Annotated in this window: 12 protein-coding genes and 1 pseudogene; 3 read left to right on the top strand and 10 right to left on the bottom strand. The window is 35.0% G+C overall.

The features are described from left to right. The first annotated feature begins 94 nt into the window (after positions 1-94). Positions 95-616, top strand: a complete 522-nt coding sequence (ssb, locus tag J3U23_RS02675; RefSeq protein ID WP_065734560.1) for a single-stranded DNA-binding protein — start codon at positions 95-97, stop codon at positions 614-616. Positions 617-715: 99 nt separating this feature from the next. Here ssb and J3U23_RS02670 read toward each other — a convergent pair whose 3' ends face one another. Then, positions 716-1,501, bottom strand: coding sequence for a helix-turn-helix domain-containing protein (locus tag J3U23_RS02670; protein ID WP_267338365.1), 786 nt, complete (start codon positions 1,499-1,501; stop codon positions 716-718). A gap of 124 nt (positions 1,502-1,625) precedes the next feature. Between J3U23_RS02670 and J3U23_RS02665 the strand changes: the two genes are divergently transcribed. Both J3U23_RS02665 and J3U23_RS02660 read left to right on the top strand, forming a co-directional pair. Further along, positions 1,626-2,513 (top strand): DMT family transporter, encoded by an 888-nt coding sequence (locus J3U23_RS02665; RefSeq protein ID WP_267338363.1) that lies wholly within the window; start codon positions 1,626-1,628, stop codon positions 2,511-2,513. Positions 2,514-2,626: 113 nt separating this feature from the next. Continuing rightward, positions 2,627-3,264, top strand: a pseudogene (locus tag J3U23_RS02660) (MarC family NAAT transporter). Positions 3,265-3,289: 25 nt separating this feature from the next. On the opposite strand, the gene J3U23_RS02655 reads toward J3U23_RS02660, so the two are convergent. From J3U23_RS02655 to aroA, 9 genes are all read right to left on the bottom strand, one after another. Then, the gene (locus tag J3U23_RS02655; RefSeq protein ID WP_416379955.1) at positions 3,290-3,979 is read right to left on the bottom strand and encodes a DUF2461 domain-containing protein; all 690 of its coding nucleotides are present in this window, start codon (positions 3,977-3,979) and stop codon (positions 3,290-3,292) included. Next, a complete protein-coding gene (gene kdsB, locus J3U23_RS02650) occupies positions 3,980-4,744 on the bottom strand; it encodes a 3-deoxy-manno-octulosonate cytidylyltransferase (RefSeq protein WP_065734564.1) in 765 nt (254 codons plus the stop codon). 20 nt (positions 4,745-4,764) lie between these two features. Then, a complete protein-coding gene (locus J3U23_RS02645; RefSeq protein WP_220224904.1) occupies positions 4,765-4,944 on the bottom strand; it encodes a Trm112 family protein in 180 nt (59 codons plus the stop codon). Continuing rightward, positions 4,941-5,954, bottom strand: a complete 1,014-nt coding sequence (gene lpxK, locus J3U23_RS02640) for a tetraacyldisaccharide 4'-kinase (RefSeq protein WP_416380111.1) — start codon at positions 5,952-5,954, stop codon at positions 4,941-4,943. Before lpxK ends, J3U23_RS02645 begins: the two co-directional genes overlap by 4 nt. 67 nt (positions 5,955-6,021) lie before the next feature. After that, positions 6,022-8,319: a DNA internalization-related competence protein ComEC/Rec2 gene (locus tag J3U23_RS02635; protein WP_267338359.1), complete on the bottom strand. Its 2,298-nt coding sequence runs from the start codon at positions 8,317-8,319 to the stop codon at positions 6,022-6,024. A 199-nt stretch (positions 8,320-8,518) separates the two neighbouring features. Further along, entirely contained in the window at positions 8,519-8,809 is a 291-nt protein-coding gene (gene ihfB / locus J3U23_RS02630) for an integration host factor subunit beta (protein WP_065561940.1), read from the bottom strand. Positions 8,810-8,908: 99 nt separating this feature from the next. Continuing rightward, a complete protein-coding gene (gene rpsA / locus J3U23_RS02625; protein WP_065561941.1) occupies positions 8,909-10,591 on the bottom strand; it encodes a 30S ribosomal protein S1 in 1,683 nt (560 codons plus the stop codon). Between the two features lie 120 nt (positions 10,592-10,711). Further along, entirely contained in the window at positions 10,712-11,392 is a 681-nt protein-coding gene (cmk, locus tag J3U23_RS02620; protein WP_267338358.1) for a (d)CMP kinase, read from the bottom strand. 1 nt (position 11,393) lies between these two features. After that, a complete protein-coding gene (gene aroA, locus J3U23_RS02615) occupies positions 11,394-12,674 on the bottom strand; it encodes a 3-phosphoshikimate 1-carboxyvinyltransferase (RefSeq protein WP_267338357.1) in 1,281 nt (426 codons plus the stop codon). Between the last annotated feature and the right edge of the window lie 16 nt (positions 12,675-12,690).

Below are 12,690 nucleotides of genomic sequence, written 5' to 3'. Positions count from 1 at the left end.
AAACTTCCAAATTTAAATTAAATTCGGTGATGTTATTTCAGTCTCATGTTACAATAGCGCAATTATATATCTATGCAATTGTTAGGAGTTTATAATGGCAACCCGAGGAATTAATAAAGTCATTTTAGTTGGTAATTTAGGTCAAGATCCAGAAGTACGTGTCATGTCAACAGGTAATACTGTCGCAAATTTTAATGTTGCTACATCAGAAACTTGGAAAGACAAGCAAACTGGCGAGAATCGAGAAAAAACAGAATGGCATCGAATTGTCGTATTTGGTAAATTAGCTGAAATTACTGGTGAATACATTAAAAAAGGAACACTCGTTTATATTGAAGGGCAACTACAAACTCGTAAATGGCAAGACCAATCAGGTCAAGATCGTTACACTACAGAAGTTGTTATCAACCCTATTGGTGGCGTATTGCAAATTTTAGGTAACCGCCCTAATAATGACTCTTACAATGAAGGTTCAAAAAGTTGGGGACAAAGTGCAAATAATACATCCTCTGCGCCAACTACTCCTGCAGCATCTCGTGCTTCATCAACTGCACCAGCAAGTCAACCAGCTATGCCTGAACCACCAATGGATTTCGATGACGATATTCCATTTTAATCGTTATTTATTCGATTCATTATTATATAGGCGTATAAATTACGCCTTTTTCAAATAGCATTTTTACAATCTTCTTCAAAAATCCCCCACCTATTGTGCCTAGCTTTTCTTATAGCCGGTATTAGAACGATAAAGCTCTGGTGTAACGCCTGAAATATTTTTAAACATAGTAATAAAAGCAGATACTGAACTATAACCGACAGAAAACGCGATGTCTTGTATCGATTTTCCTTGTTCTAAAAGCGAAATGCTATATAAAAACCGTAGTCGCTGTCGCCACATACTAAATGACATACCTAATTCTTGCTGGCAACGCCTTGCAAGAGTTCGTTCTGTACTAAAAACTTTTTTAGCCCATTGTGCCAGTGTCTTATTATCAGCAGGATTACGTTCCAACTCATTTAAAATCGGGGCTAAGTATTTATCTTTAGTATTGGGTAGATACATATTATGGTAAGGTTCTGCTGAAATCTGATCAATCAATACTTGCCCTAACCTCAAATCTTGCTCACTTTCTGGTTGTACAATATTTCGGTCAAAAAAGGAATCAATAATAGCTTGGCTAAGCTTACTCAAGTTAAGCAAACAAGTATTTTTAGGCATCGCTTGATAACTATTAATATTAATTGTACGAAACCATGCAAATTTTTTATTAAAACAAGCATGTTCGGTATAGGGTGGAATCCATAATGCGAAACCCGATGGCGCCAAATAACGTTGATCTTTAACCGTTAAAACAAAAATTCCTGACTTTACACAAATAACCTGTCCCCAAGGATGATGATGTGATGAATATTCAGTATCAGCATTGAACGATTCATGATGGAAAAAGAGTAATGATTTTAGATTAGAAGTAGTTAAAATTGATTGTTTTTTGACATTCATAAATAGTTAAATAGAATAAATTTTGTCTTATATTAGATCATTTTGTCTGATTAAAGAAATATTTATTAAATAAGACAAGATAAACTAGATTTATTTTTCTACTCGTTGATTTATCAAAAAATATATGGCTTATTTATACCCATTTATTGCAGTATTTATTTGGGCAGGCAATGCCGCTATCAATAAATTATCTGTTGGCGTGATTGATCCGGCAGTTATCTCATTTTATCGCTGGCTTCTCGCTCTCATTTTATTAACCCCATTTTTGCTAAAAGGTATTACTAAAAATTTACAGCAAATCTACCCACATGTTTTTAAATTAATGGTGCTAGGTCTACTTGGTATGGCTTCATATCAATGCTTGGCTTATTATGCTGCTGCAACTATTAGTGTATTAACTATGGGAATTATTATGTCAATAATTCCATTATTAACCATTCTATTAAGCCTATTTATTTTAAAAGTAATACCCACCCAAGGCGTGCTAATTGGTAGTATTTTATCTTTCATGGGATTAATTTGGCTGATTAGTGGAGGTCATCCGTTGCTCAAACTTGGTATTGGTAAAGGCGAGATAATGATGTTATTGGCGGCACTATCTTATGCACTTTATGGTGTGTTAACTAAAAAATGGGCTATGCCTATAACCAATTGGCAGTCAGTTTATGTCCAGATTATTTTTGGTACATTAGCTTTATTACCCGGTTTTTTATTAAGCGATAATATAACTATAAATTCGGATAATGTTGGGTTGGTCCTTTACGCAGGCATTCCAGCTTCTATAATTGCACCATTTGTTTGGATAATGGGTATAAAAAAAATTGGCGCAAATAAAACTGCCCTCTTCTTAAATTTAACTCCATTTATTACCGCTATAATCTCAATAATATTTTTGCATGAAACACTCTATAGCTACCATATAATTGGTGGAGGTATGTCAATAATTGGCGTGATATTAGCTCAAAACCTAAAATCACCATTATTTAAAAAAGCATCTAATGAAAGTGATTAATTAAGCCGTGTTTAGCAACGATGATATCAATTATCAACTGCTGGTTGATGTATCTTTTTTTTATATTTCATATATACCTAATTAAAACTATTATTATGATTTAGATTCATTTTATGCTGGAACTTATACAAACTGTTGGTTTAATTCTGTATATACCATTCCATTGACTACCGTTGTATTACTATTAGGTCTATCAAGCGATATGACCAATGAAGATTACCAATCAAAAATGACTTGTATTTATGTCTTTATTATTATGAGTGTGTCGTTTTATTGTGGCCAATTAGTAATGAGTAGATTTGGCATCTCTATTTCTGGATTACGTATCGCTGGCGGAATGATTGTTGGTATCATTGGTTTTAGAATGCTATCTCCTCAACAACTCTCTCACAAAACGTTAGAAGCTGATGAGAAGAAAAAAGAAATTTCAAATAATATTGCATTTATTCCCCTAGCTATGCCAAGCACCGCTGGCCCAGGAACCATTGCGATGATTATCAGTATGTCTTCAACTGTGAAAAGTGGTGGGTATAACGTATCAACTTGGGTAGTTTATGCATCATCTATTCCATTACTATTATGTATTATTTTATGGTTCTGTATGCGTAGTGCAGGCAGCATAATGCGGTTTATGGGAAAAAGTGGCATTGAAGCCACTTCGAGAATTATGGGCTTTTTATTAGTTTGTGTGGGTGCCCAGTTTATTATAAATGGTGTTAAAGAATTAATTTTAAGCTTTCAAAATATTTGAGGAGCGCTATTTTTTAATATCTATTTTACAGATTTGGAATGTTTTTAATCATTTCAACCCGCATTAAATAATCATATAGTGGTAATAGTTGTTTAAAACCTTTAGCAAGTTTATCAGCTAAGTTACCATCTAATACATCTTCAATATGATTATTGGTTACCATCACGGCAAGATTTTTTCGGTTATACCATGTCGATATTTTTTCATCTTTGATTAAAGGTCTTTTGTAAGACTCACCAACTAATTCAAATGGCTTTTTAACACAGCGAATAACTTTTAGAAATTTTTCGGTATCATTTAAAATTTCTTCACGAAATATATCCATAGTCTGTTTCGATGCACAATAATAACCTAATCCGTAACGATAACAATCTGGACTGATTTCAAAAAAATAGGCTGGCGCCTCTTTCCAATCACGATTTGGGCGTTTGAAAGTTAACCATAGTCGGCTACGATATAACGATTTGTCTTTTGAGAATCGAGTATCACGATGAATACGAGATATGGTTTTACCAATAGCGGGACGCGTTTCAAACCACTCATCGATTTTTAGCATAGCTGGCGTTAACTGCTCAACTAATAATCTAAAAGGTTTTACTAAATCATTATCATAAATAGCTCGGTGCTCATCAAACCAAGCCTTACTATTATTAATCCATGCATCTTGTAAAAAGTTTAATCCTGCCTGAGTAAAACCTGTAAACGTTGCCATCATCTACTCCTTAAATAATGTTCTTACTTTTTCTAAATCTTCTTGAGTATCGACACCAATTGCTGGAGGTTGTTTAGCTACAGCGACATGAATTTTTTCACCATACCAAAGTACACGCAGTTGTTCTAACATTTCAATTGACTCTAATGCCGAAGGTGCCCATTTTATATACTGCCTAATAAAACCAGCTCGATAAGCATAAATTCCTATATGACGTAAATAAAAATCGCCAATTTGATCTACCTTACCTTGCTCATTTAAATTAGCAAAACGGTCTCGCTCCCAAGGAATAGTCGCTCTTGAAAAATAAAGTGCATAACCATCTTTATCTGTCACGACTTTTACTGCTCCCGTATTGAACGCCTCTTCAACGCTATCAATAGGAACAGCTAACGTCGCCATGCCAGTTTTGAATTTCACTAGATTTTCGGCTACCTGATCAATAATAACTGGGGGAATCAAAGGCTCATCACCTTGAACATTAACGATAACTTCATCATCAGCAAATTTGTAACTATCAATTACTTCCGCTAACCGTTCTGTACCGGAATTATGCTTATCGCTAGTCAGAATTACTTCACCATTATAGCTTTTGACTACATCAAATACTTGTTGGTTATCAGTTGCAATAATTACTCGATTAGCTGACGATTTTTTAGCCTGCTCCATAACTCGAATTATCATTGGTTTGCCATGAATATCTGCAAGCGGTTTTCCTGGCAAACGACTTGAAGCATATCTTGCAGGAATAATTACCGTAAAACTCATAAAATTACCTCTAAACTTTTTTATTCTTTATCACAATGAGATGGAACTAATTGCTTTGCCTCGCTTGCTAATAAAACTGGAATACCATCTTTAATCGGGTAAACCAGCCGATCTTTTTGGCAAATTAATTGTTGATTTTGCTTATCATACTCCAATTGACCATGGCATATAGGACAAGCAATAGCGCTTAATAGAATCATTTTTTTTCTCTTAGTGATTTTTTTTCTACAAACAGTGAATAAATCTTTTCAATAGCTTGATTAGGTATTACTGCATCAATGGGTAAATACCACCAGTTAGGTAATGCAAATTGACGACATTTTACTGCATCTTTTTCAGTCATTAAAAGTGTTTGATTATTTTCCACTACTTTCTCTAATAACGGAAGCGTAAAATTTTGGTGATCAGCAAAAGATTCTGTATGAACTAAATCAGCTTTCATTTTAATTAGCATATCAAAAAAACGCTTTGGATTACTGATACCTGCAATTGCACAAATATGATGAAGTGATGACAATTCACATTGTTGGTTAGTTAAGAGATTAACTACATGACCAGGTAATAATTGCATGATGAAGGTTTTATCTGGAAATTGATTTACTATATCACCTGTGCTATCTCCATTGATTATAATTAAATCAACCGATTTTAATCTTTCTCTTCTTTCTCGCATAGGTCCAGCCGGTATCCACCAACCATTACCAAATTGGCGTTTCCCATCGACCACAACAATTTCAATATCACGAGCTAAAGCATAATGCTGTAGACCATCATCGGTTAAAATCACATCCAATTGATAAGATTCTAATAACGCTTTAACTGCGTCAACTCGTTTTGGCGCGACTGCTACCGGTATATGGGTTCGCTGAAAAATTAATACAGGCTCGTCACCGGCTTGTTCAGTTCCAGTATGTTCATCTAAGACTAATGGATAGTGATCAGATTTTCCACCATAACCTCGCGAAACTAATCCTACTTTTAGCCCTTTAGATTTCAACGCCTCAATTAAACTAATGGCAAGTGGCGTTTTACCATTACCACCCGCCGATAAATTTCCAATAACAATAATTGGAACAGGAGACTGCCATGATTTTAATACACCAAGTTTGTATAGTTGACGACGAACGGAAGCAATAATTCCATATAATAATGAAAATGGCAGTAGCAACCAAAATGATTTATTTTTACCATACCAAAGTTTTTCAATCATCATATCGCCTGCTATTTTCAATCATTTTTAAACCTTTAGTGACCCTATTTAAAGTACTTCCCTTATTTTACTCATAAAACGGTAAACTACCAAACCAATCATGATACCATCTTGGATTAATGTCATGTCGCAACGTTTTTTGCTGCCATGAAGTAGGATAAAAAAACAGACTTATTTGCCCTTCTCTTCCTGTAACAAAATAATTAATATTTAACTCTTTATAGCGAGCAGTGATTTTATTTGAAGGGAGTTGCCAAGGGTTATAACGTGAGGTTGAAGTTAATGCATTAACTGGATTAACGTAGTTTAAAAATGGGTAACTTGACGAAGTATTACTACCATGATGTGGAGTCTGTAATATTGTTGAAGATAGATTTTTCTTATGTTGCATAACTAAATCATACTCTTGCCTTCGTTCTAAATCACCGGTTAACAGCACTGAAAATCGACCATCAGTAAGTTGTATTACACACGAATCAGCATTTTCCGTGTTATCAACTAATTTAGTCGGCCATAGCACTTTAAGATTTAAGTGTTTCCAATAAAAATTATGCTTAGCTAAGCAATTATAATCATTGCGTAAACTTAAAGATGAACTCATAAGCCAGGCATTGGGATAACGTTGTTGTAAATAGGATAATCCTCCAATATGATCATTGTGACTATGGCTAATAATAATTCCTTCAAGCTGGAGGTTATGCCATTGCAGAAAAGGAGTAATAATTTGCTCTGCTGCTGAGCTGTTTTCCCATTTTGCACCCGTATCATATAAAATAGCTGATTCACCATTGTGAATTACAATAGCAAGACCATGCCCAACATCTAGCATATCCATTCGCCAAAGATAATCTGGTTGTTTATAGAATGGAGAAAAAGCCAGCGTCAAAATAATGAAAAGTGTAAAACTAAACCTTCGCCAAACTGCTGCTCTTATTATTATAAAGGCTAACCAACCAATAAAGCTTAGAAAGTAAAAATCCATTGAGATAGTTAACCACATATAATTTAGACAATTTAAACAATGAAATAACCATTCAAGCGAATATTGGGCAACAAACCAAAACCATAAAGCAAGATAAAAACAGTTGATTAAACTAAATACTAGTCCCAGTAAAATTGCTGGGAAAGAAATTAGAGAGATAATAGGAATAGCAATCAAGTTAGCAACCAGTGAAACAACGCTTATACCATGAAAAACATACAATTGGATTGGTAGAAGTAATAGTGTCAAACCAAATTGTAAATGTAATAATCTAAATAAATACCACCGTTTTTTATTTTTCATCGCGTTAGGTAGTGGTAACCAATCAAACAAAAAAATTAAACTAACAACAGCATAGCAAGACAACCAAAAACTTTCGGACAATATCATTAACGGATCAATAATTAATAGTAATGCAATAATACGATTAACTTTTTGCCATGCACTTATTTGATTATTCTTATAACGCAAATATATCCAAATCGATAAAGCAAAAATCGCTCGTAATGCTGGTGGATTAAAGCCGGTTAACCACGTATAACCAATACTGCACAACCAACCTACTATAATCGGTAGGAAGAAATAAATATAACGTTGTGGTAAGCAAAAAACGAATCCTTTAGTTATCCCAAAGCAAATATAAAAGACTAATAGAATATGCATTCCAGAAATAGCCATTAAGTGAGCAACACCTGTTTGCATCATTGTTATTCGATTATGAGTTTCAAGTTGTGAGCGATCACCAAAACCAAGTGCTAATAAAATATCTCGATAACTAAATAAATTAATATAAGGTAGGCATTTATCTGCAATGAGTTGTCGAAAATTAGATTTATCCTCGATTAGAACTGATTTGATGACTTTGGCTTTTAATAAAGATTTATTGGCTATCGCAAATCGTTGTTTATCAAATCCTCCTTCATTTAAATAACTATGGACTACTTTAGTTTTTATGGTTAATTGCCATATTTGTCCAGCTTTTATTAATTCGGGTTGTTCCCAAAGGATAATGATGGGTATGGGGGAAGGCAAAGATTGATCTGAAATATTGGTAATTGAAAATTTTACATAATGGGGAGTCATGGTTTGAATTTTAGCAGGAGCCTGTGTATTAATACTTTCAACTTTTGCCGTTATTGCTAATGTTTGGTCTATATAAGGTTCAATTGAATTGAGATATTGCTTTGCTATAGCGGTCGACCAGAGAAAGCTTAATCCAAGGATGACGATAAAAGTAAAATAACGTTGAAATTTAGCCGCTAAAATAATGAGTATCAAAGCTAAAATATACCAATCTTGATCATTGGGTAACGATGGTAAAAAAATTAATGGAATGCTACCTAATGAAATTGCTATTGCCATTAAATCTATTGAACACCGCATCAACTTCTACTTCTTATATTGACTAAACAGCCAATCTAACATGCTCAGACTTTTTTGAAGTTAATTTATAATTAATATTAGATCTCTATTCCAATTTACAGATAACTCTTTCACTTTTTATATTAAAGAAAATGATTTATTCAATAACAAAAAAGCCTTTGATTTTACTCAAAGGCTTTTTTTAATTAACTAAATTTAATTATGCTTTAGCTGCATTATTTACGCGTTCACGTAGCTCTTTCCCTGGTTTGAAATGAGGAATATATTTGTGTTTAACTTCAACATTTCCACCTGTTCTAGGGTTTCTTGCTTTACGTGGAGCACGATAATTTAAGCTAAAACTACCAAAACCGCGGATTTCCACACGATCGTTAGTCTCCATCGCTAATGCGATTTGCTCAATAATATCTCTAACAGCATCATCAACCAGTTGCACAGGAAGGTGTGCCCGCCAGTTGACTATTTTTTCAGCTAAATCGGATCTGTTCATGGTCACTCCTAATTTAATTTATGTAGTATATAATTTATTCATTTTATACCACAAAAGAAAAAGAGGGCAAGCCCTCTTTACTCTTTCAATAGATATTTTTTACTCAGTTTTTGACGCAGCTTTGAATGCTTCAGCCATTGCGTTAGTAAATGACGCATCTTCTTGAGGTGCAGTATTATTTACAGCAGCAAGTGCTTCTTTCTCATCAGCTTCATCTTTAGCACGGATAGATAAAGAAATTGCACGAGTTTTACGATCGATATTTACAATCTTCGCTTCAACTTCATCACCAACGTTCAATGCAGTAGTTGCATCTTCAACACGTTCACGAGCAATATCTTGTGCTTTTAAGTAACCTTCGATACCTTCAGCAATTTCGATTGTTGCACCTTTAGCATCAACAGCGGTAACTTTACCTTTAACAATTGATCCTTTTTTGAAGTTAGATGCAAAACTGCTGAATGGATCGTCTTCAAGTTGTTTGATACCTAATGAGATACGTTCACGCTCAGCATCAACTTGTAAAACAACGGCTTCAATATCATCACCTTTCTTATAAGCTTTAACTGCTTCTTCACCTGGCATATTCCAAGAAATATCAGAAAGATGAACTAAACCATCAATGCCACCGTCTAAACCAATGAAGATACCAAAGTCAGTGATTGATTTGATCTTACCGCTAACTTTATCACCTTTATTGTGTGCTTCAGCAAATTGTAACCATGGATTTGGTTTACATTGTTTAAGACCAAGAGAAATACGACGACGTTCTTCATCAATTTCAAGAACAACAACTTCAACTTCATCACCTAAGCTAACCACTTTAGATGGGTGAATGTTTTTGTTAGTCCAATCCATTTCAGAAACGTGAACTAAACCTTCAACGCCAGTTTCGATTTCTACGAAACAACCGTAATCAGTTAAGTTAGTTACTTTACCAGTTACTTTAGTACCTTCTGGGTAACGTTTAGCGATTGAAACCCATGGATCTTCGCCTAATTGTTTTAAGCCAAGAGAAACACGTGAACGATCTTTATCGAATTTAAGAACTTTAACAAGTAATTCTTGACCAACTTCAACCACTTCACTTGGGTGTTTAACACGTTTCCAAGCCATATCAGTGATATGAAGTAAACCATCAACTCCACCAAGATCAACGAATGCACCGTAATCAGTAAGATTTTTGATGATACCTTTAACTTCAGAACCTTCTTGTAGATTTTCAAGAAGTTGTTCTCTTTCTGCGCTATTTTCAGATTCAATTACTGCACGACGAGAAACAACTACGTTGTTGCGTTTTTGATCTAATTTAATAACTTTTAATTCGATTTCTCTATTTTCAATATGAGAAGTATCGCGTAATGGACGAACATCAACAAGCGAACCAGGTAGGAACGCACGAACGCCATTAAGATCAACCGTAAAGCCACCTTTAACTTTACCATTGATAACACCTAAAACGGTTGCAGCATCTTCAACTGCTTTCTCTAATGTTAGCCACGCTTCATGACGTTTAGCTTTTTCACGAGATAAAATTGTTTCACCAAAGCCATCTTCAATTGAGTCAAGAACAACGTCAACAACGTCGCCAACTTGAACTTCTAATTCGCCTTGGGCATTTTTAAACTGCTCTACTGGAATTGCTGATTCAGATTTTAAACCAGCATCAACTAAAACAACATCTTTGTCGATTGCAACGACAGTACCACGGATCATATTACCAGAACGAGTGTCTAGTTGATTTAAAGACTCTTCAAAGAGTTGAGCAAAAGATTCAGTCATATTTTATTTACTTTAAGTTTAATTTAACGTCCACATTACTTCATGTCTTGTGGGGTTGTTTACGATACTCCACTCATCCTTGTAATGGAGCTTGGTTCACGCCAAAGTTTAAATATAAACTTACAGCGCAAGTTTTTCTTTAATATACATAACAGATTGATTAAAAACATCTTGAATTGAAAGCGATGTTGTATCAATTATTAGTGCATCAACCGCAGGCTTTAATGGCGCAACAACTCGATTACGATCTCGTTCATCTCGCGCGGTTATCTCCTGCAAAATTTCGGCGAATTTAGCATGAATTTGCTTATCTTGCAACTGTTTCATTCTTCTTTCTGCCCTTGATTGTGCACTAGCATCAAGAAATAGTTTAACTGGGGCATCAGTAAATACCACTGTCCCCATATCACGACCATCAGCAACTAGCCCTGGCAACTGTCTAAAGTCACGTTGTCGCTGTAATAAAGCAACTCTAACTTCATTTATTGACGCAACTTTTGAAGCGGCTCCACCAGTCTCTTCTGTTCTTATCTCGCGAGAAACATCCACATCATCTAACAAAACTTTCACATCATCACTACTGGTATCAAACGTAAGCGGCAGGTTAAGAGCCAATGTTGCTAATTGTTTAGCATCATCTAAAGCAATATTTTGTTTCAAAGCAGCAAGTGCAAGCACACGATAAATTGCACCAGAATCTAAAAGGTGCCACTTAAAATGATTCGCTAATGCTTGACACAAAGTGCCCTTGCCAACTCCACTTGGTCCATCAACAGCAATAACCGGAATATTTTTAATCATGTTATATTTCGCTTAATCGTTTAAATTGTTCAAAATAATCAGGAAAGGTTTTCATTGTGCATTTTGGGTCTAAAATTGTGACTGGAGTATCAGACAGTGCAACTAATGAAAAACACATTGCCATACGATGGTCATTGTAAGTTTTAATATCAGCATGATTTAATTTAATTGGAGGAATAATTGTAATATAGTCATCCCCTTCCTCAATGGTCGCACCTACTTTACGTAGCTCGGTTGCCATTGCTGATAAGCGATCCGTTTCTTTAACTCGCCAATTGTAAATATTTCGAATAGTCGTTGGACCTTTAGCGAATAACGCAGTAGTTGCAATGGTCATTGCTGCATCAGGTATATGGTTCATATCCATATCAATGCCATTTAATTCATTGCGAGTACATTCAATATAATCATCAGCCCAAGTGATTTTAGCGCCCATCTTTTCAAGCACATGTGCAAACTGGGTATCGCCTTGTAAACTCTTTTTACCAATACCTGTTACGCGAACGGTGCCACCTTTGATTGCCGCAGCAGCTAAAAAATAAGAGGCTGAAGAGGCATCACCCTCAACCAAATAATGGCCTGGTGATTGATAAGTTTGATTAGCTTTAATGATAAATTTTTGATATTTTTCATTAATAACCGAAACACCAAACATCTCCATCATTTTTATCGTGATATCAATATAAGGTTTAGAAACCAGATCACCAATAATAGTAATTTCAGTATCGTTGGCAGCTAGCGGTGCAGCCATTAAAAGTGCGGTTAAGAACTGACTTGATACCGAACCATTTACCTCAATCTTTCCACCGGTAAAACCACCATGGATATGTAATGGAGGATAACCTTCGTTTTCAAGATAATCAATCTTAGCCCCACCTTGACGCAAAGCATCAACCAAATGGCCAATTGGACGCTCTTTCATGCGAGGTTCGCCGGTTAATACAATATTGTTATCAGCTAAACACAACGCAGCGGCTAATGGACGCATAGCGGTCCCAGCATTGCCTAAAAATAGCTCTAATGGATGAGTAGAGTGTAATTTGCCACCTACTCCTTCAATATCACAAATTGTTCGATCACTTGATAATTGATATTTAATATCCAAAGCTTTTAAAGCATCAAGCATATAGCGCACATCGTCACTATCAAGTAAATTAGTTAATCGTGTTTTACCAATGCTAAGTGCAGACAAAAGTAAGGCACGATTTGAAACACTTTTAGAACCAGGTAGATTAATCGTACCACTAAATTTTTTTATCGGTTGTAATGTTAAAGATAACATAGTAACTCTCTTTAAT

The organism is Gilliamella sp. B3367 (assembly GCF_026536825.1).
GTDB classification, from domain to species: Bacteria; Pseudomonadota; Gammaproteobacteria; order Enterobacterales; family Orbaceae; genus Gilliamella; species Gilliamella apicola_E.
Note: the sequence above shows the minus strand (reverse complement) of the source record. Positions and strands in the feature narration are given on the sequence as shown.

Excerpts from the sequence above, each read along its gene's own strand:
- J3U23_RS02655 (WP_416379955.1), bottom strand. The coding sequence starts at position 3,979 with ATGATGGCAACGTTTACAGGTTTTACTCAGGCAGGATTAAACTTTTTA.
- cmk (WP_267338358.1), bottom strand. The coding sequence starts at position 11,392 with ATGATTAAAAATATTCCGGTTATTGCTGTTGATGGACCAAGTGGAGTT.
- J3U23_RS02645 (WP_220224904.1), bottom strand. The coding sequence starts at position 4,944 with ATGATTCTATTAAGCGCTATTGCTTGTCCTATATGCCATGGTCAATTG.
- J3U23_RS02670 (WP_267338365.1), bottom strand. The coding sequence starts at position 1,501 with ATGAATGTCAAAAAACAATCAATTTTAACTACTTCTAATCTAAAATCA.
- lpxK (WP_416380111.1), bottom strand. The coding sequence starts at position 5,954 with ATGATTGAAAAACTTTGGTATGGTAAAAATAAATCATTTTGGTTGCTA.
- aroA (WP_267338357.1), bottom strand. The coding sequence starts at position 12,674 with ATGTTATCTTTAACATTACAACCGATAAAAAAATTTAGTGGTACGATT.
- ssb (WP_065734560.1), top strand. The coding sequence starts at position 95 with ATGGCAACCCGAGGAATTAATAAAGTCATTTTAGTTGGTAATTTAGGT.
- rpsA (WP_065561941.1), bottom strand. The coding sequence starts at position 10,591 with ATGACTGAATCTTTTGCTCAACTCTTTGAAGAGTCTTTAAATCAACTA.
- kdsB (WP_065734564.1), bottom strand. The coding sequence starts at position 4,744 with ATGAGTTTTACGGTAATTATTCCTGCAAGATATGCTTCAAGTCGTTTG.
- J3U23_RS02635 (WP_267338359.1), bottom strand. The coding sequence starts at position 8,319 with ATGCGGTGTTCAATAGATTTAATGGCAATAGCAATTTCATTAGGTAGC.
- J3U23_RS02665 (WP_267338363.1), top strand. The coding sequence starts at position 1,626 with ATGGCTTATTTATACCCATTTATTGCAGTATTTATTTGGGCAGGCAAT.
- ihfB (WP_065561940.1), bottom strand. The coding sequence starts at position 8,809 with ATGAACAGATCCGATTTAGCTGAAAAAATAGTCAACTGGCGGGCACAC.